This window comes from Variovorax paradoxus (assembly GCF_902712855.1).
Taxonomy (GTDB): domain Bacteria; phylum Pseudomonadota; class Gammaproteobacteria; order Burkholderiales; family Burkholderiaceae_C; genus Variovorax; species Variovorax paradoxus_Q.
In genome coordinates this window covers 4,668,976-4,688,333 of the sequence record NZ_LR743507.1, presented here as the reverse complement: position 1 = coordinate 4,688,333, position 19,358 = coordinate 4,668,976, and the positions used below count along the sequence as shown (strand labels likewise).

Sequence of the window (19,358 nt, the reverse complement as noted above, 5' to 3'; positions counted from 1 at the left end):
GAAATGACCGGCAAAGTACGTACCCGCATCGCACCGTCCCCCACGGGTTTTCTTCATCTCGGCACTGCGCGCACGGCGTTGTATTCGTGGGCCTATGCACGCCACTATGGCGGCGAATTCGTGCTGCGCATCGAGGACACAGACGTGGCCCGTTCCACGCAGGACTCCACCGACCAGATCCTTGCGTCGATGCACTGGCTCGGCCTCGAGTACGACGAAGGTCCGATCTATCAGATGCAGCGCCTGGAGCGCTATCGCGAAGTCATCGCGCAGATGCTGAAGGCCGGCACGGCCTATCACTGCTATTGCACGCCGGCCGAGCTCGACGAGATGCGCGAGGCGCAGCGCGCGCGCGGCGAAAAGACGCTGTACGACCGCCGCTGGCGTCCCGAGCCGGGCAAGGTACTGCCGCCCGTTCCCGAGGGCGTGCCGCCTGTGGTGCGCTTCTGCAATCCGCCCGAGGGCGACGTGACATGGAACGACCTCGTGAAGGGCGAGATCACCATCAACAACCGCGAGATCGATGACCTGATCATCCTGCGGCCCGACGGCGTGCCGACGTACAACTTCGCGGTGGTGGTCGACGACTGGGACATGAACATCACGCACGTGTTCCGCGGTGACGAGCACATCAACAACACGCCGTGGCAGATCAACATCTTCCGCGCGCTTGGAGCGTCGCTGCCCGAGTACGGCCATGTGCCCGTGATTCTTGGCGACGACGGACAGAAGCTGTCGAAGCGCCGCGGCGCAGTGAGCGTCACTGCTTACGAGGACAACGGCTATCTGCCTGAAGCCATGCTGAACTATCTCGCACGCCTGGGCTGGAGTCACGGCGACGACGAGCTTTTCACCCGCGAGCAGATGGTGAACTGGTTCGACGGCTCGCACTTGTCGAAGAGCCCTGCACAGTGGGATGCAGCCAAGCTCGCGTGGGTCAATGCGCAGTACATCAAGGCGAAGAGCGGCGAAGAGCTTGCGCCGCTTGTTGCAGCACGGTTGCAAAAGCGGGGCATCGTGGCCGATGGCCGTCTGCCCGCGATCTGTGCGTTGTTCAAGGATCGTTGCGATACCACGGTCGCGCTCGCCGACTGGGCTGCTGCGTTCTACGCGGACATCAACGTGAGCGATGCGGATCGTGCTCAGCACATCACCGATGCAGTGAAGCCCGCGATCGCAACACTCGTTGAAAAATTGATGACGGTGACATGGGATAGGCCCTCAATCGCAGTTATCATCAAGGAAGTCCTCGCGACACACGCATTGAAAATGCCAGTGTTAGCGATGCCAGTACGAGTGCTTGTGATGGGAACGTCGCAGACACCGTCCCTCGATTCGGTCCTCGAGATTTTTTCCCGCGAAAAAGTTATCGAACGATTGAAAAAGGCCTGAAATTCGGGCTATAATTTGAGGCTCGACGCCCACACGGGGGTATAGCTCAGCTGGGAGAGCGCTTGCATGGCATGCAAGAGGTCAGCGGTTCGATCCCGCTTACCTCCACCAAAGTGTCGAGAAGGTATGAGATGCTGATCGCAGCACGTCCAAGGTTTTGACCCTATCGTCTAGAGGCCTAGGACACCACCCTTTCACGGTGGCTACCGGGGTTCGAATCCCCGTAGGGTCGCCAGTTTCACGCAAGTGAAGCAGGCACGAGTTGTCAACACTCGGTTCCGCAAGGAGCGAACGTTGTCTACCAGGAGTGGTAGTTCAGTTGGTTAGAATACCGGCCTGTCACGCCGGGGGTCGCGGGTTCGAGTCCCGTCCACTCCGCCATATAAGTCAACGGGTTACGTGAGAAATCACGTAGCCCGTTTTCCTTTTTGGAATCTGAATCAGAGACTTTGGAATATGGCTACGCCGCCGGCGTCGCTTTCTTCGTTTGCCTCCGGTCATACACGCGCGAAATCATTGCGCCATCTGTGTGCAGCGTGGCGTCTTGGGTGTCGGTGTGGCCGGCCTCCAATTTGTCGCTAACACCCTTCGGCCGACAATCCTGCAGGCTGAACTTCTGGAACGCGATCTTGCGCTCCGCCGCGGCCTTCACGCACTCGCGCATCAGGTCGTCGAGCATCGCCTTCCATCCGCCCTTTGTGTAGCGCTGGCCGCGCATGTTGCCGAACACGAACATCGTGCCGGCCACCGAGTCGCGCTTGATGGCCAGGGCCTCATCGATCGTCGCGCGCAGCTCGGGGCTCCACTCGATCAACACCGGCGGCTTCTTAGTCTTGGCCTTGCCGTCCTGCCACAGGATGCCGGTCTCCTTGATCGCATCGCGCGTCAGGCCACGCACCTCCACGGACCGGCGCACGCACAGCCAGGCAGTGCGCAGCGCGAGCGCCACGATGAGGCGGGCACCGCCGAACTTCCGACCCATCTCCACGGCCAGCGCCATCTCTTCGTCGGTGACGTAGCGGCGCTCCTTGTGCGTCTGTAGCTTCTCAAGTTCGGCCAGGGGGTTGGAATCGAGCAAGCCCTTCCGGATACCGAACTCTAGGATCAGACGCGCGAGCGCCATCTCCTTGTTCCCCTTCTCGGGGCGCGGCCGGGGCTTGCCGTCTTTGTCGACAGAGGTCAAGCACGTCTCGAGGTAGTCGTACCCCATCGTGCGAGTGATCTCCTGCACGCCGAAGTGGCCCCAGACACTCTTCAGCATCTCGGCCTCGCGCTTGTTCTCGGCGATGGTCGACGATGCACGCTTGCGCTTGTCGTTCGCGGGTAGCGCCTCCTGCCAGGTGAACCATGCTTCGACCAACGCTTTGAAGCCGCCTGCTGGACGATCTTCGATGCCTCGTGCCGACTCCTCGATCGCGCGCCGGCGCAGCGCCTTGATCTCGTGCGCATCGGTGACTGGGCAGGCGAACTTGAACGCCCAGACTCCGGACTTCATCTTGTAGCCGATGCTGTAGATCATCTTCCCGTATCGCTCGTACACGCGGAAGGGCAGACCGTCAGGCTTGTTGCGCGCTCGGATCATGCGACTCCAGTCCGGAGGAACGACAGGTTGGCTGTCTTGGCCTTCGACGGGGCTTGGACCTCGCCGCGGGATACGGCCTCGTAGTGAGTGCGTTCCAGCACCACCAGGCCCTTGCGGTTGATGAAGGCGCGATGGAAGCCGCGGCGCCGCAGTACGTCGAGCTGCTTGGTGCTGACCTGGTAGCCGGTCAGCGCCTCGATCTCATCCTTGTCGAGAACAACGCTGTCGCTCATCTTCCTCCCTCCCCCTGCTCCCTAGAGATCTCGGCAGCAGCGCGGACAATGGCGCGGCGGGTAGCGACGTAACGGTCATGACCGCAGTCCTCGACGTTGACCTGATGCTCCTTGCCGAGGATTTCCCAGACCAGTGCTTGGCCGAGCACAGCGTGGTACTTCACCTTGAGCTCCAGCCTCACCGCCAGCCGGAACGCCTGTGCATCGTCGGTCAAAGGAGTCCATGGATCGATCTGAAGACCTTGGCCAGGCTCAATCCAGAAGCACCCATGAACCGGCTCCCACTTCACGCGGATACCGGCTGCCCTTGCGGCAGCCTCTTGAAGTTCACGATCCGTCATCACGCTTCCCCCTTCCCGCTGCTCGCCCTAATGGCAGCAGCACATTGCTCAGCAGCGAGTGACGCGCCCATGTTGTTGACGAAGGATGCGCAGCCCGCCTCTTCTTCGCACAGCACAGCCGCTCGCTCAGTGGCTGCGCGGTAGTAGCGCCACAGGTCAGCAGTCATCGGGCTGAGGTAGATGTGCCGGCTGCGCTCGGTGTCGTAGGTGTAGGCAACGTCGTGGCCCTCGCTCTTAGCCAGCGCCTCAAACGCTTCGGTGATGGGGGTTGCGGAGGTCATGAATATGCTCCTACATGACGTTGCGGGCCGATGATGTCGGGTTCGTGGTACTTGACCTTGACGACGACCGCATCCAGCCCGTGCACACGGCAATCGCGCGCATGCTTCAGGGCCTGAGAATGCAAGAACCAAACAGGGGTTGCGAAGCCTTCTATTGCAGAGGCGAAGAACAGCGAGCCGTCATCGCGGCGAATGGCGACTGCGAATCCGATCATGTCGAGTCCTTTCCATGGGCGGCGATTGCCGCGTCGATCTGGCTTTCGATGGCGTCTGCTGCACTGGTCCAATGCGCCGTTTTGATCGTCAGCACGATGGACTTGAGGCTATTGGTCGCGTCGTTGTTCCAGCGCATCTGAGCGTGCGACCAGTGATGACGCACGAAGTCCCAGCGCCGAGCATCAGCCTCCGCCTCGCGCAGCCTTGCCTCGAGCTGGGCGATGGTTGCGGCTTGGGCGGTAAGGGCGGATTGAGCTTCGGACTTCAGGACAAGCTCATCGACTGCTCGGCCCATTTCGATAGCGAGTTTGGCGCGGTCTTCCTTGTCGGTGAGAACAACGTCACTCCAGATGCGGGACGGGATATAGCGCCAAGCAACCACCTTCAACTGCTCAGGCGCTGCTTCCAGGGTGAGGGGGGCGGTGGGGGTTGTGGTCACTTTGCATCCTCCCCGCCCATCGTCAAGCCCTTGGCGCTCTGCTCGGGGGCGGCGATGATGACCTGTTCGCCCCACTGGTCCGCTCTGTTGTCGTAGACATGCACTTCTGAGCCGCAGCACGCGCTCACGATCTGGGGTTGATACTTGCTGCCGAGGTGTTCGCCCTCAAGCGTCTCGGTGCGCTCGTACTCGAAGGGCGCAACCTTGACGGCGCAGACGCCGCAGCCTGCATTGCAGACGAACGAATATTGCGCTGCATCCGCGCTCGCTGCCGGCGCTTCCTCGCGCGATGCGAGGGCGGCGCCCAGTTCCTTGATGCGTAGTCCGCGAAACTCAATCGCGTTCGTTGCAATGGCGAGGGCGTCTTGCAGTCGGCTGATTTTGTAGAGCGCAGCCTCCAGTGTGGCCGGTGGCTCTTCTTGCTCGCGCGCAGCGACAGCGGCACCGGGAGCGGCGCAAGTGCAGCCAACAGCATCACGCAGCGCAGGGCATCCGAAACGATGCACAGTTAGGTCTCGGGCGGTCCCCAAGTCAGCCACCGCCCCGGCCTGCTCCCGGCTGGAGAGGGCGGCATCCCAGATGTGCCGTGCGTTCGTGCTGCTGACCGGGTGGCCGCCGACAGTGAAGCCGGCGTCTCGGAATGAGCCGTAGAAGAACGCCTCGAATCGCTCGTCGTCGCTCAGCGCCTGCGCGCCCGTGGTGTTGGTTGGGGTCATGGCTGGGGGTCCTTGGTGAATGACAGGAGCGGCGTGGCATAGGCCAGCATTTGCGGGTGCCCTGGGTCGCCGCCTTTCGTGAGCCCGAAGTGGCGCACAGGCTTTCCGGACGACAGCAAGGCGTCGAGCAGCACGTCGAACGCAAAGCGCAGCTTTGGCGGAACCTTCTCGGTGTTGCCCCAGCACGGCACGAGGATGTCGGCCTCGTTGATGATGTCCGTGGTGTGGTCGCCGATGTCGTCGCCGAACGGGTCCTCCACTTCAGCGAGCACCTTCACGTCCTTCGTGCGGTAGGCGAACACGTTGCCGGCGATGAAGCGAGAACCGCCCCACAATTTCGTGAAGCCGATCCACTTCTTCACAGTCTGGTCATCGATCGTTGCGTCGGCCGTGCTCGGGTTGATGCCGAAGAAGGCATAGACAGGACCCTCCATGCCGACAGTTCGCTCGAGGCGATAGCGGTAGTTGCCACACGGGCTGATGATGGCGCTCACGATGCACCCCCATCCGCCCCGCCCGGTTGCGCTGCGCTTGGGGCGGCCTTGAGCATGGAGCGGTAGGCGGACTTCCAGTCCGGAAACGTGACCCCGGTGCTCTCGTAGTCGTTCTCGGCCGCGACTTCCATGTCGTCGGTCGGCTCCACCGGCACCCACTGCCACCCGCTTTCGGCTGGAGCGCTGGGGTGGGCGTAAAGCGAATACGTGCCGTCCGGAAGAGAACCCGTGTAGTCGAATGCGGTGTTCTCGAGGTGCCCGCGAAACTTCGACACCGTGAGCGTTCCCACCGGCTGCACCACCGTTGCGGGCTGGGATGGGAGGGCGGCGACACGGCGATTCCATGCAACACGTGCGAACGTCACCAGAGACACGTCGGCCAATGGCGCGGCGGTCAACTTCTCCTGCACCGTGAAGTAGCAATCGTCGCTGTGTTCTGTGTCAGCGTCACATCCGCAGAACGGGCAAGGGAGCAGCGCCGCGCGCTCAGTCTTGTCGGTGCTCATGGACGATCCTTTTTGCGATTGATGAAGTTCGCGATCTTTTTGACCGTCTCACGGGAGATCGCAAACTCATTGCCGGTCAAGTGAACTGCGTCGATGTGGGCAGCCATAAGAATTTCATGCATCTCGGCGAAAACGTCGGCGCGTGCGTACTTGATGCCAACGCCCGTCGCGTTGTCCTCGCTCCACGTCACCTCGCTGAGGTTGCGGAAGGTGGCGTCATCCGTAAGCGCTTTCAGGTTCTCGCCAAGATCAAGCCAGATTTGCTCTGGTGCGCTCTCGATCAGCTTGCGGATGTCGGATGCAACGCTCTCCACATCGGAGCAGTCCTCTCCTCGGCCGTGGGCGGAGATCGTCTCTCCTTGGGGGGTGGGGTGGGGCATTACTTCACCTCCAGCCGTTGACCTTGGGTCAGGCGCGCGCCCGGCACTTCTGCGCCTGCCTTGATCGCTGCCTTGATCGCCGCTTTGTCCGGCGCGGGGGGAGGCGGTGCAGGCTGCGTCATGAACTCGCTGGGCAAGAGGCTCGCATCGAAAATGTCAACGGCAGGCGGGTTGTCGCGCAGCGCGATTTTGAACAACGGGCTTTCCAGCTTCGAGATCCCGGCCGCAATCAGGTTTCGCTTCAAGTAGTCGCGCAGGCCTGCCGCTGCAGTCTGGCGTTGCTTCTTCAGCTTTGCCAGGCGCTCGATTTCGGCGTCGATAGCGGGCACATGCATTTCGATGCTGCGCGCGACCATTTCAACGCCGCATGCCTTCTCTGCAATGGCTTCGGTGAGGCCGGAGCCTTCGATGGTGTCGGCGATGGTCTGTGCATCGAAGTCGCCATCGGACAGCGTGTTCATGAGGGCGAGGTATTCGCCGGTCAAGTTGTACAGGGCAACGGAAGTCATGACAGTTCTTTCTTGATGAAATTCGGGAGGGGTTAGGGTTCGACTACTCGCGCTCGGCGACTCAGGCCTTACGGTGTTCGCGTACTGACGCCCCTCCCGTGAATCAGAAGGGTTCGTCTGCGAACTGAGCGGCTTCGTCTTCGCTCAGCGATTCGTCGGCATCGCCGTTGTGGCGCTGGTGGCGGGCCCACTCCGGGCTCTTCTTGATCGTTTCCTGAAGCTGCGCATGGAAGGTGTTGAACACCACCATGTCAGGCGCATCCAGATCGAACTTCACGATGGCATGCACGCCTTCCGGCTTGGCGTTCTTGAGGGCGGCGGGAATCGGCGTCAGGCCAGCAACGTTGCTGTACGTCTTGCCGTTTGTTTCGCTCGTGGTCACATTGACCATGCAGTACGCGCCGACCAGCTTGGAGATGTCGAACGCCTTGGCTTCTTCTTCCGTGAAGTCACGCCCTCGCCACTGCGCCAATTCTTTGCGAAGGTTCGCCTTCTCGTGCAGGCTGACGGTGTAGTTCTTGCTGATGACCATTGGCATTTCGCGGCCTTCGTGGTCGATGGTCAGCGGCTTGCCTTCTTCGTCCTCGCCGAACAATTCCCAGCCGATGCGGATCTTGTGCTGCAACTTCTCGCCGAACTGTCCGCTGGTGAGTTGCGTGCCCAAGTCGATCAGCGAATAGCAGCGACCAATGTGGACGCCTGCGGGGACGCGCTTGAAATTGCCGCCGCCACCCGAATCCGATGCTACGAAGCCCATGATGTTTCCTTTTGACGTTGAACTGCAGGCGTTACAGGTGCCCGCATACCTTTGAAAAACTTGAGCGCCTGACGCTCCGCCTCGAGCGCTTGTGGCGATTGCTCGCCGTGTTTAGCAACTGCTTGGTCGTATTCCTGCTGAAGGGACGCGGCGGTATCGTTCATGCCAGACACCAGATCAGAACCGCCACCAGAAACGGCACGCCGATGGCGATGAAGGCACCAACGGGAATGGTTGCGTTGCCAGTGCGCTGCAGCTCGTGAAACTCGTCTGCTTCATCACGCTCGGTGGCGGTGGGGATGGAGCCCCACTGGCCGGGGTAGGAGTGCTTGATGGTGGTCATAGGAGCCTCAGCTTCACGTCTTGTCCCCATGGCTCAACTTCTTCATCCTTGAGGATGATGTTTGTGCAGCCGAGGCCTGTGTGCTTCATGTACTTTCCCGTTTCGTCGCTCTTGGTGAGAACGTCGCGCGTGGACAAATGGATTGTTCGATCTTGTTCAAGAGGAAAGGCTTTGGCGCAGGGAGGCCATGGGTAGTCGCCGTCTTGCTTGACGCGCCAAGCGTTCTCTTTTTTGATGGTGAAGTCGTAGCCCATTACTCACTCCTTCAGGTTGTTGATTGCCACCCAGTCGGCGGCGGCGTCGTTGACAACTTGAGCGGTCACCCTTGCTGCATCGACCTCATCAGGGCCAAGCAGGGGAGACACGGCAGGCGCTACGCCGAAGAGGGCGAACACCAGCAGGTAGATGAACCAGTTAGGGAGGGCGGCGAAGTTCATGCCGCCATCTCCGCGCCGCGCGCTGCGACGTGCTGCTGGTAGCGCAGCTCGTAGGCGTCGAAGTACTTGGCGAAGGCTTCGCGCAAGATGGCCTTGTTCGTCGAGTCGGCCGAGTAGTAGCAGGCCGCCAGCGACTTCACGAAGCTGCCGCCTTGCACTTCCATGTGTGCAGGGCGTTGTCGAATTGCTGGGTCATATCAGTCCTCTCCTTCGACATCGCCATCAACGATGCGTTGTCCAGCCGGAGCGCTCTCGGGTGCAAGCGGCACCTCCGACGCAAGGCCCGACATGACGCGATGCAAGATGCCGCACCACGCGCGCCAGTCCCTGTTCTCGAAGTCGGCCTGCGTCGTCATGCGCGGGTCCTCCAGCGCCTGCAGTTCCCAGATCAGCGCCTTTATGCTCTGTGCGGTGTAGTGGTACGAAGTGCCGACCAAGCGACGTCCTTCGCTGTCGAGCAACCAGCCGTCGCCCGAAATCGCTTGATCTCGTGCCGCATGCTTCTCCGCCTCTCCAGAAGCTTCCACTTCGTCTGCAAAGTGGTCGAGGGCGGTCTTGGGGGGCACTGCCTCAAGCACAGCGCGCACGAGTTGAAAGTCACTGCCACTCAGCGTAGGGATGGTGTAGCGGCCGTCCTCATCCTTTTCAAAGCCAATCCATAAAAGGCGGCCTTCGGCATGTGCCTTGGTTGCAATGGCGACGATCTGCTCATCGCTCAAGCCTTGCCCCTCCATCATGTGGAGGGCGCTGTTGGTGGGGGTGGTCACGATGCTTCTCCCGTGGCTGTTGCGATGACTTCGGCCGCATAGCCGCCGACAGTCTTCAACTCAAGCGATGCCGCATTTGGATCCATGTCCGTGTAAGGAGCGGCCTTGATGGCGCCGGAGCGCACGCCTTGCAGGATGAACCGGGCGAATGCCAAAAGCTCGGGCGCGGAAGCGATAAGGCGACCATTAGCTCTGAATTCATCGCAACTGACGTTTGGCAGCGCGATACCCTCCACCTTCAGGGTTTCGCCATTCGCGGTCAGGATGCGGTTGTATTCGCCGATCGTCCACGGCCCGGGCGTGTACTGCGCGCTCATCCCGCCCTCCCTTCGCGCCGCTGCTGCTCAGCCAACACAAACAGTCGCGATGCCTCTTCCAGCTCTTCCCTCGTCACTGCAGGGAGGCGGGGAGCGAAGCCTCGGTAGTTGATCGAGCCGAAGTTAGCCGGCAGGTCGACGTGCACGATCGGCACGCTGCCGCGCTTCACCGTGTTCATGTTCACGGCGGTATTCACGAGACCACCTCGAGCGAGAGTTCGTCACCGGCGAGAAGCTTTGCCTCGCCTTCAGCAATCGCAGCGCGAACCTCTTGGGACTGCCAGGCGTGGCCGTCAACGTCGACCAGCGGCAGAACCATGCGCAGCGCAGCAATCAAGCGCCCAGTGGTCTTGTCGACATTGCGCTGCAGCTTTTCGGCCGGCGTGCGCATGGATATGGAGCGGGCCGCATGCAGCGCGTCGAGCTCGCGGCTGATGCGTTCCGTGATTCCGATGTTTGCCATCTCATCTCCTTCTGCAGCGGTGTGCTGCGTTGGGATGAATATTAGGACTAGCTAATCATGACGTCAATAGCTTCTCCTAACTTTTTCTCGAAAGAATGGTCGGATGCTCGAACCACCTGGAAGAACTGGGGAGCGCGCGGCGGCGCTCGCGCTTCAGCTCGGATGTGAAGCTAAGGAGGCGCCGCCGCGTGGCCTTGGCCACGGGTCCCCAGCGATAGTCGGCGCGAGAGATGGCGTAGCTACGGCGTTGAAGGCCTACGGCGGCCGATGGAGTGCGCAGCACAAGGCGCTGCTGTTCCCGTCGTGGTCAGCGCTGGAAGGTGTGCTGCTGGCGGTGCTGAAGGAGCCAGGCGAGCGCCCATGAAAAAGCCACCCTTAAGTGGCTTGAACTGAAATAGTGAGCGGTCTGTGCGCTTACACCGCCATTCTGTGGCCTATTTTCGCGATTATGGTATCGCGTTCCTCGATGCTGGGCACGGAATCGTTTGCCGCCAGCATTAACCGCTTCTGATCTGGGCCGGCTATTTCGTCAATGTCGGCGTATACGATCATAGAATTAAACCGAGCCCGCTGACTTGCCAAATGCTGAAGAATGATTGTCGCCAGCCTAGCTTTGTCTCGGTTCTGGACGCCGAATACATACAGAGGTTCGCGAGGAGTTTTCACGTAGAAGTCGACAGGGTAGTTCTCCGCGCTGGGCAGCCCAGGCACTTCATAGTTCTCAATGACGCTGTCCGCCCCCGCCGCTTCAATAACAACACCGCGTAGATCATCTTGAAAGGTGTTCTCGACACGGCCGCGGGTCCAAAGTCCAAGGTCTTCGATCCGCGTGACGCCCTGTCCCAGTGCGAATAGGCCTCGGGTCAACTCGGCGGCGGGAACCTCTATGTAGATCTCCCCGTCGTCCTCGTCCAACCCGGATTCCTTCAGCACCGTCTTGTACAGCCGATCTCTTGCGCCAGTCAGCAGCTTCGCCAGATCGTTCTCGTAGCTGAGCCGCATGAGCGTAGCGCCCATGTCCGACACCCGCCAGCCACCCGTTGCCTCGTTGACATACGCCGTCAAGTGATCACCGTCGCGACCTACGATTGGCAGCGAAACCGCGATTCCTGCGGCGCGCTGCTGCACGGCCACGTCTTTGCAAAAGGTGGCACAGAGGCTGTCTCGAATGGCGTCGGCAGTGGTCAAAGTAGTTGGCCTTGAGGCGAAGCCTCATTGTCGCTCAAACCCTGAATATTGCAGTCCTGGATGCACGCTTTGGTTGCGCCTGCCAGGTCAACGTACCTGTCGGTGGTCTCGGCGAAGTGCTCGGCCTTTCTTCCCGCCTCTATGTATCGCTCCGTTGCTCGGTGAATGTGACACTGAAATGGGATTGGGATGCCGCGCTCAAGCGGGTTGGAATGTTCGTGGTCGCTGCCGTTGTACCGCGCCAGCGTCACTTTCTCTCCCGAAGGGTGCAGGAACAAGAGCCCGCAAGAATATGCTTCGGGAATACGCAAATTCTGGCGAACATACATTTGAAAGCGCTCGCTTTCCGGGCCCTCCAGATCGAATGTCTTTCGCCTCGATCCACGTTGTTCGGTATTGCGTGCTTTTGGATTGATGACGGTCTTCCGCAAGGAGATCAGTCGTTCGATCTCAACGTCGTTCACGATTGCCATTCAGTCTCCAGTCGCTCTTTTTTTCAGCCGCCTCTTCCGCCAGACCAGCACGCTGATCTACATTACCGCTCTGACGTGGGTGTAGTCGATGCCGGACTTGCCCGCGCAAAGCTTGTTCCAGTCCTTGGCCTTTGAGCTGCTCACGTTGTCGCTGATGACATAGCGCTCGGTACGCCGGTCATTGAACGAGTTCCTGGCGCGGTACTCGTAGCAGATCACCTTGCCATCAATCATGGTTGCGTTGACAAGCTCAAAGGACTCCGGCTTCTTCATCGATTCCTTGAGCCATCGGGCACCGGCGAGGACGATGTTGATTTCCTTGTCGGCCCTCAGCTGAGCGGGCGTGCGCTCCGGAGTGACAGACTTCGCCATGACAGGGGTTGAAGCGATGGGCGAAGTGCCGGTCGCGCGGCCGGCCCAGAACATCGCTAAGACGCCCAGTCCGACGATGAAACCAACCACTCCCAAGCTGGCACCAATGCGGGATGCCGTAGACATCCTACCGAATTGGCTACCTGCCTTATATGAGATCGGTTTGTCGTTCACGCGTCACCGCACCGGCATGTTGTTCTGATTGAGCTCAGAGCCAGGCGGCCGGGGCTCGGACCGAGATCCATAGGGGCAATTCGTGGCGTCGCCTTCGATCCATTGAGGCAGAACCGCGTCAAGTCGACTGTTGCGCCAACTTCTGACTTGAGTCACGACTGCCCCAGTCGCAGCGGGCTTGACCGCCCAAGTGCCAACCGGAATGTTTCCAAACTCGTTTCCACCGAAGATCTCGATCTCACCTTCTTTCGCCTCAGGAAAATAGTTCGATCGGATCGTCAGGTAGTCTGGATAGCACTCCTTCATGACGCGAAGGAGGTTGCGGTATGTCTGTTCTGATGTGTGGCGCGAGGAGGCCGTGGTGGTGACCGAGTTGTCGGGGTTCAGCGGCTGGACGCAGCCTACAACTGCAAAGCATACGGCTAGAACAAAAAATTGGCGCATTGTCTCCTCCTCAAATTCGCTCACTTTGCCTATGAACTATGCGACCGATGACAAGGCAGGAGTCACCGGTGCATTCCTTCTTGGCGAACCGCCGTTGGTCCTGATTGTCAGACGAGAGCCACCAACTCCCTCCCTCGCGTGACATCCGCTTGATGACGGGTTCGCCTTCGTAGTTGACTGCGAAGACTTCGCCATCTTTCGGCTCCTTGTCCGCAGTATTGGCCACAACGACGTCATCCGCAAAGAGAGTCGGCTCCATGCTCTGGCCTGCAACGCGGATCGCAACTAGGTTGTAAGACTTCAAGCCCCGACGGCGCAACCAGTCGGACCGGAAAAAGATCGGTGCCGCCTCTGATTCGTCAAGGTCCACGAGAAAGCCGCTGACGCCTGCCTGCAGCCGAAGCTTGACCACTCGTACAGGCTCCAAATCAGGGTGTTGATCCAGGTCGACTTCTTCTGAGCGTTGCTCGTCAGATGATGCGTGCATCGGGCCTATCCCGTTCGCAAGCCACTGCTGCGAGACATTCAGTGCTTTCGCCGCTGAGAGCAGGTTTTCTCCCCTGAGGAACTTCGCTTTGCCGCTGAGCCAACCGTTCACGCTAGGCGGCTTCACTCCGCAGGCGCGGGCCAGTTCTGCCTGAGAGATGCCAGCGGCATCCATGGCCTTCTTGAGTCGGTCGGAGAGCATTAGGAAATCCTAATTGGAAGAATGTTAGGACTGGCTATTGACTTCGGCATTAGCGAGTCCTAATATTGCCTCCATGGACCACATCGCACTCATCGAAGCTCTCGGCGGTACGTTTGCTACAGCCGAGCTCGCCAACGTCAAGGCGCCGTCAGTTTCTGGCTGGAAAGAGTCCGGCCGAATCCCCGACGACAAGTTGATCCGCTTGGCTCCGATCGCTGAGGCCCGTGGCATCACCACGCGTAAGAAGCTCTTTCCTAAGGACTGGGCTGCGATCTGGCCTGAACTGGCGCGAGCGAAGGTGGCCTGACTCATGCGCACCCTTCTCGCCCTCGGCTTCATCGGAGCCTGCACCGCCGCTCTGCCGGCGTTCATCCAGCACAAGAGCCTTGCTGGCGGCCTGTTCTGCATGGCCGTTGCCCTGGCCTTCCTCGTGCCCTCTTTGCGCCACAGCCTGAAGGCTGAGTGATTTTTCCGCGACCTGTTGTTGTTTCATGCCCCGATTTTGGATGCGGCACTGCAGCAAAGAAACATCAACTTACGCCTCGATTTGACAGGAGACACCCAGTGAACATCAAAGCTCTTCTCCAGACCGCCGTCGGCAAATACCAAAGCACCAAGCCCAATGGGTCCAACGGCGCATTGGGGCTGGCGAAAGAGGTGCTGCACATCTCGAATGGCAGCTTGAGCCGCAAGGTCAACCCCAACGATGACGGTTCGCACTGCAGCCCGGAGGAGGTCATCACGATTTGCCGGGAATCGGGCGATCACGCGCCGCTGCAAGCGATGGCCATCGAGCTCGGCTACGTGCTCATGCCGCTGCAGGTCGGTGCCGTGTCGGAGATGGCACCTAGCCTGGCCGGCAACTTCAAGGAACTGGGCGAGTGGCTGCAAGCTGCATCGGCCGCGGCTTCTTCTCCCAACGGAGCATTGACGGACAACGTCATCAACAACCTGCAGCGTGAACTGTTTGAAGGCATCTTCACCAGCATGCAGACCTTCAACGAGATCCGTGCCAAGCACGAGGCCTCGAAGCCTGGACTGCGGGCGGTCGCGTGATGAACCACTCGCTCACCGACGCCATGGTCGCCGACATGGACGAGACCGCGGACTTCATGCATCAGAAGCCGCAATTCCCGACGGTTGCCAGTGCGCGCGGCATCTCGCCTTCCCGCGTGCCTACGCAGACCCGCATCAAGGGGCTTCAGTCGATCCAGCGCCACGGCATCAGCATCGCTGGCCGTGAGCAAGGGCAAGCCGATGCGGACAAGCGCTCTGCGCTCGTGTGGGGCGGCATCTGAGCTTCGATGCCATAAGGTGGGCCCTCGAGGCCCCCATTGACAAGTCGTCCACCAAGTTCGTCTTGGTCGCCATGGCTCATTGCGTCAACGGGAAGGGCGTGGAGAGCATGACCTGCTGGCCTTCTACGCAGCACCTGGTGAACCTCACGGCTCAGGACCGCAAGACAGTGCTCGATGGCATGCGCCGGCTCCGCGAAGCCGGTTTCATTGTCGACACCGGCGAGCGCCGCGGTAACACCGGACAGGTCGCCGTCTACCGATTGAACAGTCCCAAAAACGGTACTGCTTCGGGAGATGGAAAAACGTTAGATGCGGCTGCACCGACTGGGCCGAACAGTGCCGAAAACGGGATGGTTAACGAAACAGTACCGGAAACGGGACCGGTACCAAAAACGGATTCAAACAGTACCGAATTTCCCTACGAACAGTCCCAAATTTCCCTAGTAACGGTCCCAAAAACGGGACACGGAATAACTAAGGAACAAGTAAAGAACAACGAAGGAGCAAGTAAGAAGCCGCGCGGCTTCGACGCGTCCCTCATTGAGTTGCCGGACTGGCTCGATCGAGATGTGTGGCAACGCTGGGCTCGCGACCGCAAGCAGCGTGGCAAGCCGATCACTGAAGACGCGGCCCGGCTGCAGGTCAAGAAACTTGCCGAGCACTTGGCCGCTGGCTACGCGCCCGAGACGGTCATCGACAACGCAATCGAAAACAGCTGGCAGGGCCTCTATGAGCCGAAGAACAAGCCCCGGATGGCGTCGAAGCACGCCGGATTCCAAACCATGAATTACCGCGAAGGAGTGACCGCTGATGGAACGCTCATCTGAAGAGTTTGGCCGATCGGTCGACAAGGCCATCACGGCCACCACGCCTGTGACCATGCGCGAGCAGCTCGGCGACCGGGAAATGGAATGTTCCACCCATGGCGCTTACCAGTCAGCCGGCGCCCGTTACATGGGCCGGCGCGAGATCTGGACACCTTGTCCTGCCTGCGAGGAAAAGCGCCTTGCCAATGAGCGCCAAGCCGAAGCGCAGAAGAAGGCCGATGCAGCACGACGTGAACTCGAGTACCAGATAGGCGAAGCGGCCATTCCGCCGCGCTTTATCGGCCGCACGCTCGACAACTTCAACGCCATCACGCCCGAGCAACAGTCCGCGCTGCGCATCGCCCGCGACTTCGTTCAGGACTTCGAGGCTAATGCCAAGCGAGGAAACAGCTTGATTTTTTCGGGTCTTCCAGGCACCGGTAAGAGCCACCTTGCGACCGCCATGTTGCAAGCCCTCATGCCGAAGCATTGCGGTCTCTACACAACCTGCATGGGCGTGATCCGCACCGTGCGCGGCACTTGGCGCAAGGACTCTGAACGTAGCGAGCAGCAGGTGCTCAACCTGTTCGCAGAGGTGCCGCTGCTGGTGCTGGATGAGATCGGCGTGCAGTACGGCACGGATGGCGAACAGACGATTTTGTTCGATGTGCTGGACCGTCGCTACCGCGACATGAAGCCGTCGATCTTCCTGACGAACCAGGACAAAAAGGGTTTTAAGGAGTTCATCGGCGAACGCACGTTTGACCGCCTGACCGAAACTTCGCGCTGGGTGCCATTCGATTGGGCCAGCTATCGGCCGCAGGCCCGAAAGGAAGCCGCATGATCCGCGCCCGCGAATCACTCGACCGTTGGGCGCACGCTGCCCACGACGTACTTGACCAAGCCCAGCGTGACCCCATGGTGCCCGGCCATCACATCAACTGGGCACTGGCGTATCTCGGCGACCGCGCCGGCAATGCCAAAGTGCCGCGCGATATCCGGGCCGGCTACGACTGTTCCGGCACTCGGACCTTTTCACTGGCGGGGTCGGCATGAGTGGCGTCTATCTCATGGAAAAGATCCGCGCGCGTTGCGAAGAGAACGGCGACTGCCTGCTGTGGCCCGGCGCGATCACGACTCGTGGCCCTGTGGTCACGCTGAATCAGAAGCAGATCCAGCTGCGCCGCGTTGTCTGGGAAGACGCCCACCAGAAGCCATTTCCGCCCGACCGGGTGGCGTCTGTCGACTGCGGCCATATCAACTGCCTAGCGGGCGCTCACATCATCGCTCGCACCCGAGCGCAGCTTGTGGCGCGCACGAACCGTATGCATGCGTCGGCTGGGCGGAACGCCAAGATCGCCAATGGCAAGCGGCGTGCCAGCAAGCTAAGTGAAGAGGCTGCCGAAGAGATCCGAACGTCAGGTCTGTCTGCGCAGGAGATGTCCGAAAAGCATTCGATCACCAAGGCCTACGTCTACATGATCCGCGCGGGGCACTTCCGGCGTAACTACTCCAGCCCTTTTGCTGGTCTGGGGGCGCGATGAATGTCCGACCTTCAGCGCGAACTCGAGCACCTGGCGCGGAACTCCAGGCCGCACCCGAACTGCGCCCTGTACTGCCGGGAGAAAGCGGAATGGCTGGCGCTGGAGTTGAAGTTTTCCGCTTCGGCGGAGTCTGGCACGCCCGGCGCCAAGTCCTCAACGGCCGGCTCGTGATGGGCATCGGGTACACGCAGGCGCTGGCCGTGGCCGACCTCGAGTCGCAGTGGAGCATGGCATGACCGCCGTCGCCCTCATCAACCCCCAGCAGGCCCATAGCGCCATGAGCGCCATGTTCCGGGACACCATCAAGCCTGGGACGATGGCGGGCCACCGCTACCGGCTGGTGCTCAAGGAAGAGACGCGCCGGGACGGGCAGAACGCCCACTTCCACGCGATCATTGCCGACATCGCGAAGCAGGACCAGCTGCACGGCAAGAAGCTCGACGCCGAAAGCTGGAAGCGCCTGCTGATCGACGCCTTCAAGCACGAGACGCGCGATGATCCGGCGCTGTCGTCCGAGTGGGAAAAGTTCGGCGAGCTGAAGTTGCTACCCGCCCTGAACCATGCTGGCTTCGTGGCCGTGGGCGAGCAGTCGCGCACCTTCACGGTCCGGCTGGCTGCTGCCTTCATCGAGTGGCTGAACGCCTATGCGGTCGAGCGCGGCATCACGCTGCATACGCCGAAGTCGTGGGGAGAGGCACCGTGAAGCTCGCCAAGAAACTCCAACGCACACGAGTGCTGGATCGTGACGAATGGACGTGCCAGTATTGCGGCGCGCGCCTCTTCACGAATGACGAAGCTACGGTAGACCACATCATCCCCGTTTCCCTTGGTGGGGCCAATGAAGACGCGAACATGCGCGCTGCATGCAAGCCGTGCAATACAACCAAGGGACAGCGCAGTGAGCAATGGCTAAGGCTCTTTCTCGCGCTTGGGCAATCCAAGTACGCCGATGTAATCACACTGGAGCAATACCATCGACTTCAGCACATCGGGTCAAAGTTGGAGCCTTTGCCCGAGATCACGTTCTTCTACGAGCGGGAGTCAGCATGAGGCGCGCCGCTAAAGTCGACTCCAACCAGACGCAGGTCGTCTCGGCCCTGCGCGCCGCCGGCGTGTCGGTGCAAAGCCTAGCGGCAGTCGGCAACGGTGTGCCGGATCTGCTGTGCGGCTTCCGCGGCAAGCTGTCGCTGCTGGAGGTCAAAGATGGCAGTAAGGTGAAGAGCGCGCGGAAGCTGACCGCAGCGCAGACAGACTGGCACGCCGTCTGGAAAGACATGCCGCTCTTCGTGGTGGAGACGCCGGAACAGGCGCTCAAGGCACTGGGGGCGATCGCATGACATTCGCCCGCAAGCCCTACATCCGCAGGCCGCAGCCGCTGTATGCGCCAGTCGAGCGCCGCGGCACCTATGACGCGCCCGTGACGGGAAGCCCCGTTTCGGTCCCGAAGACCGAGCGCGCTGCAGGCGGCGTCCTCGAGCAACTGCACAAGTCCCGGCTCGTCGAGCTCGGCTGCATGTGCTGCGACATGGCGCTGGACATGTTCACGCCCGACGTGGAGCTGCACCACCGCCGCGCCGGCCAAGGCTGGGGAAAGGGCGACTGGATGACCCTGATCCCTCTATGCCCTGAGCACCACCGCGGCGCCACCGGAGTGCACGGCCTGGGAACCAAGGGCTTCCCGAAGCACTACGGCTTCACCGAGCAGGACATGCTCGACAAGGCCCTGCAGCTTTTGAACATCACGCCTAAGGGGCAAGGAGAGAAGGCATGAAAGAAGAACTGCAATCGAAGCTGGTCGAAATCCTCGGCAGCATCCAGACGGCGGCTGGTAAGGCCGGCGACTTCGCTATGACCCAGCTGCCGGACATCGCGCAAAGCTACGTGGTCTATGGCCGCATCAGTTCGTTTGTGTTGTTGGTGCTCTGTGCTATGGCCGCGGCGGCATTCAGCTATATCGCATTGCGATACGGTTGGGGCAATCAAGAGGCGGTCGTCAAGAGAGAGATCTGGAGTATTTTCAATGGTGACTGGCTCGGCCATCGCATTGCTGCGGCATGGCTTGGATCCATCGGAGCAGTCCTTTTTTGGGTCGCGACCTTTGCAAATCTATCGACGGCAATGCTTGTGTGGTTTGCTCCGAAGGTCTGGCTGCTCAAAGAAATCGCGTCATTAGTTGGTCGATAGCGGGAGGCTGACGT

General features: G+C 60.6%; 41 protein-coding genes and 3 tRNA genes. 18 read left to right on the top strand and 26 right to left on the bottom strand.

The features are described 5' to 3' along the window. The first annotated feature begins 3 nt into the window (after positions 1-3). The 4 genes from gltX (at position 4) to AACL56_RS22015 (ending at position 1,773) form a co-directional block, all read left to right on the top strand. Complete coding sequence (gene gltX, locus AACL56_RS22030) at positions 4-1,392, top strand: glutamate--tRNA ligase (RefSeq protein ID WP_339091933.1); 1,389 nt, start codon at positions 4-6, stop codon at positions 1,390-1,392. Between the two features lie 35 nt (positions 1,393-1,427). Then, positions 1,428-1,503: transfer RNA gene (locus tag AACL56_RS22025), tRNA-Ala, on the top strand. Between the two features lie 48 nt (positions 1,504-1,551). After that, positions 1,552-1,627, top strand: a tRNA-Glu gene (locus tag AACL56_RS22020). Positions 1,628-1,696: 69 nt separating this feature from the next. Further along, positions 1,697-1,773: transfer RNA gene (locus AACL56_RS22015), tRNA-Asp, on the top strand. Between the two features lie 79 nt (positions 1,774-1,852). Here the strand turns inward: AACL56_RS22015 and AACL56_RS22010 are convergent. The 26 genes from AACL56_RS22010 to AACL56_RS21885 form a co-directional block, all read right to left on the bottom strand. After that, positions 1,853-2,911 carry a hypothetical protein gene (locus AACL56_RS22010; protein ID WP_339091932.1) on the bottom strand — a complete coding sequence of 353 codons (1,059 nt, stop codon included), beginning with the start codon at positions 2,909-2,911 and terminating at the stop codon, positions 1,853-1,855. Positions 2,912-2,970: 59 nt separating this feature from the next. Next, entirely contained in the window at positions 2,971-3,207 is a 237-nt protein-coding gene (locus AACL56_RS22005) for a hypothetical protein (RefSeq protein WP_339091931.1), read from the bottom strand. Then, positions 3,204-3,548: a hypothetical protein gene (locus tag AACL56_RS22000; RefSeq protein ID WP_339091930.1), complete on the bottom strand. Its 345-nt coding sequence runs from the start codon at positions 3,546-3,548 to the stop codon at positions 3,204-3,206. Before AACL56_RS22000 ends, AACL56_RS22005 begins: the two co-directional genes overlap by 4 nt. Next, the gene (locus tag AACL56_RS21995; RefSeq protein WP_339091929.1) at positions 3,548-3,829 is read right to left on the bottom strand and encodes a hypothetical protein; all 282 of its coding nucleotides are present in this window, start codon (positions 3,827-3,829) and stop codon (positions 3,548-3,550) included. The genes AACL56_RS22000 and AACL56_RS21995 overlap by 1 nt, the downstream gene beginning before the upstream one ends. After that, positions 3,826-4,044, bottom strand: coding sequence for a hypothetical protein (locus AACL56_RS21990; RefSeq protein ID WP_339091928.1), 219 nt, complete (start codon positions 4,042-4,044; stop codon positions 3,826-3,828). The genes AACL56_RS21995 and AACL56_RS21990 overlap by 4 nt, the downstream gene beginning before the upstream one ends. Next, the gene (locus tag AACL56_RS21985) at positions 4,041-4,484 is read right to left on the bottom strand and encodes a hypothetical protein (protein ID WP_339091927.1); all 444 of its coding nucleotides are present in this window, start codon (positions 4,482-4,484) and stop codon (positions 4,041-4,043) included. The genes AACL56_RS21990 and AACL56_RS21985 overlap by 4 nt, the downstream gene beginning before the upstream one ends. Continuing rightward, on the bottom strand, positions 4,481-5,200 hold the full coding sequence (locus tag AACL56_RS21980) for a hypothetical protein (RefSeq protein WP_339091926.1): 720 nt from the start codon (positions 5,198-5,200) through the stop codon (positions 4,481-4,483). Before AACL56_RS21980 ends, AACL56_RS21985 begins: the two co-directional genes overlap by 4 nt. Continuing rightward, on the bottom strand, positions 5,197-5,694 hold the full coding sequence (locus AACL56_RS21975) for a DUF1643 domain-containing protein (protein WP_339091925.1): 498 nt from the start codon (positions 5,692-5,694) through the stop codon (positions 5,197-5,199). The genes AACL56_RS21980 and AACL56_RS21975 overlap by 4 nt, the downstream gene beginning before the upstream one ends. Then, complete coding sequence (locus tag AACL56_RS21970; protein ID WP_339091924.1) at positions 5,691-6,200, bottom strand: hypothetical protein; 510 nt, start codon at positions 6,198-6,200, stop codon at positions 5,691-5,693. Before AACL56_RS21970 ends, AACL56_RS21975 begins: the two co-directional genes overlap by 4 nt. Then, positions 6,197-6,580, bottom strand: coding sequence for a hypothetical protein (locus AACL56_RS21965; protein ID WP_339091923.1), 384 nt, complete (start codon positions 6,578-6,580; stop codon positions 6,197-6,199). Before AACL56_RS21965 ends, AACL56_RS21970 begins: the two co-directional genes overlap by 4 nt. Next, complete coding sequence (locus AACL56_RS21960; protein ID WP_339091922.1) at positions 6,580-7,089, bottom strand: siphovirus Gp157 family protein; 510 nt, start codon at positions 7,087-7,089, stop codon at positions 6,580-6,582. The genes AACL56_RS21965 and AACL56_RS21960 overlap by 1 nt, the downstream gene beginning before the upstream one ends. Before the next feature lie 103 nt (positions 7,090-7,192). Further along, positions 7,193-7,846, bottom strand: coding sequence for a phage replication initiation protein, NGO0469 family (locus AACL56_RS21955; RefSeq protein ID WP_339091921.1), 654 nt, complete (start codon positions 7,844-7,846; stop codon positions 7,193-7,195). Further along, positions 7,834-8,010, bottom strand: coding sequence for a hypothetical protein (locus tag AACL56_RS21950; protein WP_339091920.1), 177 nt, complete (start codon positions 8,008-8,010; stop codon positions 7,834-7,836). Before AACL56_RS21950 ends, AACL56_RS21955 begins: the two co-directional genes overlap by 13 nt. After that, complete coding sequence (locus tag AACL56_RS21945) at positions 8,007-8,189, bottom strand: hypothetical protein (protein WP_339091919.1); 183 nt, start codon at positions 8,187-8,189, stop codon at positions 8,007-8,009. The genes AACL56_RS21950 and AACL56_RS21945 overlap by 4 nt, the downstream gene beginning before the upstream one ends. Beyond that, entirely contained in the window at positions 8,186-8,443 is a 258-nt protein-coding gene (locus AACL56_RS21940; RefSeq protein ID WP_339091918.1) for a hypothetical protein, read from the bottom strand. Before AACL56_RS21940 ends, AACL56_RS21945 begins: the two co-directional genes overlap by 4 nt. Before the next feature lie 3 nt (positions 8,444-8,446). Further along, positions 8,447-8,626 carry a hypothetical protein gene (locus AACL56_RS21935; RefSeq protein ID WP_339091917.1) on the bottom strand — a complete coding sequence of 60 codons (180 nt, stop codon included), beginning with the start codon at positions 8,624-8,626 and terminating at the stop codon, positions 8,447-8,449. Next, entirely contained in the window at positions 8,623-8,790 is a 168-nt protein-coding gene (locus AACL56_RS21930) for a hypothetical protein (RefSeq protein ID WP_339091916.1), read from the bottom strand. The genes AACL56_RS21935 and AACL56_RS21930 overlap by 4 nt, the downstream gene beginning before the upstream one ends. Positions 8,791-8,823: 33 nt before the next feature. Continuing rightward, on the bottom strand, positions 8,824-9,393 hold the full coding sequence (locus AACL56_RS21925) for a hypothetical protein (protein ID WP_339091915.1): 570 nt from the start codon (positions 9,391-9,393) through the stop codon (positions 8,824-8,826). Next, positions 9,390-9,710 carry a hypothetical protein gene (locus AACL56_RS21920; protein WP_339091914.1) on the bottom strand — a complete coding sequence of 107 codons (321 nt, stop codon included), beginning with the start codon at positions 9,708-9,710 and terminating at the stop codon, positions 9,390-9,392. The genes AACL56_RS21925 and AACL56_RS21920 overlap by 4 nt, the downstream gene beginning before the upstream one ends. Then, the gene (locus tag AACL56_RS21915) at positions 9,707-9,907 is read right to left on the bottom strand and encodes a hypothetical protein (protein ID WP_339091913.1); all 201 of its coding nucleotides are present in this window, start codon (positions 9,905-9,907) and stop codon (positions 9,707-9,709) included. Before AACL56_RS21915 ends, AACL56_RS21920 begins: the two co-directional genes overlap by 4 nt. Then, the gene (locus AACL56_RS21910) at positions 9,904-10,173 is read right to left on the bottom strand and encodes a hypothetical protein (RefSeq protein ID WP_339091912.1); all 270 of its coding nucleotides are present in this window, start codon (positions 10,171-10,173) and stop codon (positions 9,904-9,906) included. Before AACL56_RS21910 ends, AACL56_RS21915 begins: the two co-directional genes overlap by 4 nt. A 414-nt stretch (positions 10,174-10,587) precedes the next feature. Further along, positions 10,588-11,361 (bottom strand): DUF1828 domain-containing protein, encoded by a 774-nt coding sequence (locus tag AACL56_RS21905; protein WP_339091910.1) that lies wholly within the window; start codon positions 11,359-11,361, stop codon positions 10,588-10,590. Beyond that, complete coding sequence (locus tag AACL56_RS21900) at positions 11,358-11,834, bottom strand: DUF6978 family protein (RefSeq protein WP_339091909.1); 477 nt, start codon at positions 11,832-11,834, stop codon at positions 11,358-11,360. The genes AACL56_RS21905 and AACL56_RS21900 overlap by 4 nt, the downstream gene beginning before the upstream one ends. Positions 11,835-11,891: 57 nt before the next feature. Further along, positions 11,892-12,332: a hypothetical protein gene (locus tag AACL56_RS21895; protein ID WP_339091908.1), complete on the bottom strand. Its 441-nt coding sequence runs from the start codon at positions 12,330-12,332 to the stop codon at positions 11,892-11,894. A 51-nt stretch (positions 12,333-12,383) separates the two neighbouring features. Beyond that, positions 12,384-12,824: a hypothetical protein gene (locus AACL56_RS21890; RefSeq protein WP_339091907.1), complete on the bottom strand. Its 441-nt coding sequence runs from the start codon at positions 12,822-12,824 to the stop codon at positions 12,384-12,386. A 10-nt stretch (positions 12,825-12,834) separates the two neighbouring features. Next, positions 12,835-13,512 carry a LexA family transcriptional regulator gene (locus AACL56_RS21885; protein WP_339091906.1) on the bottom strand — a complete coding sequence of 226 codons (678 nt, stop codon included), beginning with the start codon at positions 13,510-13,512 and terminating at the stop codon, positions 12,835-12,837. A 73-nt stretch (positions 13,513-13,585) separates the two neighbouring features. Here AACL56_RS21885 and AACL56_RS21880 point away from each other — a divergent pair, with 73 nt between their 5' ends. From AACL56_RS21880 to AACL56_RS21815, 14 genes are all read left to right on the top strand, one after another. Next, positions 13,586-13,819 carry a carph-isopro domain-containing protein gene (locus tag AACL56_RS21880; protein WP_339091905.1) on the top strand — a complete coding sequence of 78 codons (234 nt, stop codon included), beginning with the start codon at positions 13,586-13,588 and terminating at the stop codon, positions 13,817-13,819. Positions 13,820-13,822: 3 nt separating this feature from the next. Beyond that, positions 13,823-13,978, top strand: a complete 156-nt coding sequence (locus tag AACL56_RS21875; RefSeq protein ID WP_339091904.1) for a hypothetical protein — start codon at positions 13,823-13,825, stop codon at positions 13,976-13,978. 98 nt (positions 13,979-14,076) lie between these two features. Continuing rightward, positions 14,077-14,568: a phage regulatory CII family protein gene (locus AACL56_RS21870; protein ID WP_339091903.1), complete on the top strand. Its 492-nt coding sequence runs from the start codon at positions 14,077-14,079 to the stop codon at positions 14,566-14,568. After that, entirely contained in the window at positions 14,568-14,810 is a 243-nt protein-coding gene (locus AACL56_RS21865) for a hypothetical protein (RefSeq protein WP_339091902.1), read from the top strand. Before AACL56_RS21870 ends, AACL56_RS21865 begins: the two co-directional genes overlap by 1 nt. 137 nt (positions 14,811-14,947) lie before the next feature. Beyond that, positions 14,948-15,637, top strand: coding sequence for a hypothetical protein (locus AACL56_RS21860; protein WP_339091901.1), 690 nt, complete (start codon positions 14,948-14,950; stop codon positions 15,635-15,637). Beyond that, on the top strand, positions 15,621-16,460 hold the full coding sequence (locus AACL56_RS21855; RefSeq protein WP_339091900.1) for an ATP-binding protein: 840 nt from the start codon (positions 15,621-15,623) through the stop codon (positions 16,458-16,460). The genes AACL56_RS21860 and AACL56_RS21855 overlap by 17 nt, the downstream gene beginning before the upstream one ends. Beyond that, on the top strand, positions 16,457-16,672 hold the full coding sequence (locus AACL56_RS21850; protein WP_339091899.1) for a hypothetical protein: 216 nt from the start codon (positions 16,457-16,459) through the stop codon (positions 16,670-16,672). Before AACL56_RS21855 ends, AACL56_RS21850 begins: the two co-directional genes overlap by 4 nt. Positions 16,673-16,686: 14 nt before the next feature. Then, positions 16,687-17,160 (top strand): hypothetical protein, encoded by a 474-nt coding sequence (locus tag AACL56_RS21845; RefSeq protein WP_339091898.1) that lies wholly within the window; start codon positions 16,687-16,689, stop codon positions 17,158-17,160. An 89-nt stretch (positions 17,161-17,249) separates the two neighbouring features. Then, positions 17,250-17,396 (top strand): hypothetical protein, encoded by a 147-nt coding sequence (locus AACL56_RS21840; RefSeq protein WP_339091897.1) that lies wholly within the window; start codon positions 17,250-17,252, stop codon positions 17,394-17,396. After that, the gene (locus AACL56_RS21835) at positions 17,393-17,863 is read left to right on the top strand and encodes a recombination protein NinB (RefSeq protein WP_339091896.1); all 471 of its coding nucleotides are present in this window, start codon (positions 17,393-17,395) and stop codon (positions 17,861-17,863) included. The genes AACL56_RS21840 and AACL56_RS21835 overlap by 4 nt, the downstream gene beginning before the upstream one ends. Beyond that, positions 17,860-18,210 carry an HNH endonuclease signature motif containing protein gene (locus tag AACL56_RS21830; RefSeq protein ID WP_339091895.1) on the top strand — a complete coding sequence of 117 codons (351 nt, stop codon included), beginning with the start codon at positions 17,860-17,862 and terminating at the stop codon, positions 18,208-18,210. Before AACL56_RS21835 ends, AACL56_RS21830 begins: the two co-directional genes overlap by 4 nt. Next, entirely contained in the window at positions 18,207-18,497 is a 291-nt protein-coding gene (locus tag AACL56_RS21825) for a hypothetical protein (RefSeq protein WP_339091894.1), read from the top strand. Before AACL56_RS21830 ends, AACL56_RS21825 begins: the two co-directional genes overlap by 4 nt. Continuing rightward, on the top strand, positions 18,494-18,931 hold the full coding sequence (locus tag AACL56_RS21820) for a Ref family recombination enhancement nuclease (RefSeq protein ID WP_339091893.1): 438 nt from the start codon (positions 18,494-18,496) through the stop codon (positions 18,929-18,931). The genes AACL56_RS21825 and AACL56_RS21820 overlap by 4 nt, the downstream gene beginning before the upstream one ends. Further along, a complete protein-coding gene (locus AACL56_RS21815; protein ID WP_339091892.1) occupies positions 18,928-19,344 on the top strand; it encodes a hypothetical protein in 417 nt (138 codons plus the stop codon). Before AACL56_RS21820 ends, AACL56_RS21815 begins: the two co-directional genes overlap by 4 nt. The last annotated feature ends 14 nt before the right edge of the window (positions 19,345-19,358 follow it).

Bases quoted from the DNA above. Each gene is read 5' to 3' on its own strand.
- AACL56_RS21875 (WP_339091904.1), top strand. From the start codon at position 13,823: ATGCGCACCCTTCTCGCCCTCGGCTTCATCGGAGCCTGCACCGCCGCT.
- AACL56_RS21850 (WP_339091899.1), top strand. From the start codon at position 16,457: ATGATCCGCGCCCGCGAATCACTCGACCGTTGGGCGCACGCTGCCCAC.
- AACL56_RS21910 (WP_339091912.1), bottom strand. From the start codon at position 10,173: ATGGCAAACATCGGAATCACGGAACGCATCAGCCGCGAGCTCGACGCG.
- AACL56_RS21990 (WP_339091928.1), bottom strand. From the start codon at position 4,044: ATGATCGGATTCGCAGTCGCCATTCGCCGCGATGACGGCTCGCTGTTC.
- AACL56_RS21895 (WP_339091908.1), bottom strand. From the start codon at position 12,332: ATGTCTACGGCATCCCGCATTGGTGCCAGCTTGGGAGTGGTTGGTTTC.
- AACL56_RS22010 (WP_339091932.1), bottom strand. From the start codon at position 2,911: ATGATCTACAGCATCGGCTACAAGATGAAGTCCGGAGTCTGGGCGTTC.
- AACL56_RS21865 (WP_339091902.1), top strand. From the start codon at position 14,568: ATGAACCACTCGCTCACCGACGCCATGGTCGCCGACATGGACGAGACC.
- AACL56_RS21890 (WP_339091907.1), bottom strand. From the start codon at position 12,824: ATGCGCCAATTTTTTGTTCTAGCCGTATGCTTTGCAGTTGTAGGCTGC.
- AACL56_RS21960 (WP_339091922.1), bottom strand. From the start codon at position 7,089: ATGACTTCCGTTGCCCTGTACAACTTGACCGGCGAATACCTCGCCCTC.
- gltX (WP_339091933.1), top strand. From the start codon at position 4: ATGACCGGCAAAGTACGTACCCGCATCGCACCGTCCCCCACGGGTTTT.
- AACL56_RS21840 (WP_339091897.1), top strand. From the start codon at position 17,250: ATGGCTGGCGCTGGAGTTGAAGTTTTCCGCTTCGGCGGAGTCTGGCAC.
- AACL56_RS21885 (WP_339091906.1), bottom strand. From the start codon at position 13,512: ATGCTCTCCGACCGACTCAAGAAGGCCATGGATGCCGCTGGCATCTCT.
- AACL56_RS22005 (WP_339091931.1), bottom strand. From the start codon at position 3,207: ATGAGCGACAGCGTTGTTCTCGACAAGGATGAGATCGAGGCGCTGACC.
- AACL56_RS21920 (WP_339091914.1), bottom strand. From the start codon at position 9,710: ATGAGCGCGCAGTACACGCCCGGGCCGTGGACGATCGGCGAATACAAC.
- AACL56_RS21815 (WP_339091892.1), top strand. From the start codon at position 18,928: ATGAAAGAAGAACTGCAATCGAAGCTGGTCGAAATCCTCGGCAGCATC.
- AACL56_RS21880 (WP_339091905.1), top strand. From the start codon at position 13,586: ATGGACCACATCGCACTCATCGAAGCTCTCGGCGGTACGTTTGCTACA.
- AACL56_RS21945 (WP_339091919.1), bottom strand. From the start codon at position 8,189: ATGACCACCATCAAGCACTCCTACCCCGGCCAGTGGGGCTCCATCCCC.
- AACL56_RS22000 (WP_339091930.1), bottom strand. From the start codon at position 3,548: ATGACGGATCGTGAACTTCAAGAGGCTGCCGCAAGGGCAGCCGGTATC.
- AACL56_RS21820 (WP_339091893.1), top strand. From the start codon at position 18,494: ATGACATTCGCCCGCAAGCCCTACATCCGCAGGCCGCAGCCGCTGTAT.
- AACL56_RS21825 (WP_339091894.1), top strand. From the start codon at position 18,207: ATGAGGCGCGCCGCTAAAGTCGACTCCAACCAGACGCAGGTCGTCTCG.
- AACL56_RS21970 (WP_339091924.1), bottom strand. From the start codon at position 6,200: ATGAGCACCGACAAGACTGAGCGCGCGGCGCTGCTCCCTTGCCCGTTC.
- AACL56_RS21940 (WP_339091918.1), bottom strand. From the start codon at position 8,443: ATGGGCTACGACTTCACCATCAAAAAAGAGAACGCTTGGCGCGTCAAG.
- AACL56_RS21950 (WP_339091920.1), bottom strand. From the start codon at position 8,010: ATGAACGATACCGCCGCGTCCCTTCAGCAGGAATACGACCAAGCAGTT.
- AACL56_RS21955 (WP_339091921.1), bottom strand. From the start codon at position 7,846: ATGGGCTTCGTAGCATCGGATTCGGGTGGCGGCGGCAATTTCAAGCGC.
- AACL56_RS21930 (WP_339091916.1), bottom strand. From the start codon at position 8,790: ATGGAAGTGCAAGGCGGCAGCTTCGTGAAGTCGCTGGCGGCCTGCTAC.
- AACL56_RS21835 (WP_339091896.1), top strand. From the start codon at position 17,393: ATGACCGCCGTCGCCCTCATCAACCCCCAGCAGGCCCATAGCGCCATG.
- AACL56_RS21995 (WP_339091929.1), bottom strand. From the start codon at position 3,829: ATGACCTCCGCAACCCCCATCACCGAAGCGTTTGAGGCGCTGGCTAAG.
- AACL56_RS21900 (WP_339091909.1), bottom strand. From the start codon at position 11,834: ATGGCAATCGTGAACGACGTTGAGATCGAACGACTGATCTCCTTGCGG.
- AACL56_RS21980 (WP_339091926.1), bottom strand. From the start codon at position 5,200: ATGACCCCAACCAACACCACGGGCGCGCAGGCGCTGAGCGACGACGAG.
- AACL56_RS21935 (WP_339091917.1), bottom strand. From the start codon at position 8,626: ATGAACTTCGCCGCCCTCCCTAACTGGTTCATCTACCTGCTGGTGTTC.
- AACL56_RS21855 (WP_339091900.1), top strand. From the start codon at position 15,621: ATGGAACGCTCATCTGAAGAGTTTGGCCGATCGGTCGACAAGGCCATC.
- AACL56_RS21845 (WP_339091898.1), top strand. From the start codon at position 16,687: ATGGAAAAGATCCGCGCGCGTTGCGAAGAGAACGGCGACTGCCTGCTG.
- AACL56_RS21965 (WP_339091923.1), bottom strand. From the start codon at position 6,580: ATGCCCCACCCCACCCCCCAAGGAGAGACGATCTCCGCCCACGGCCGA.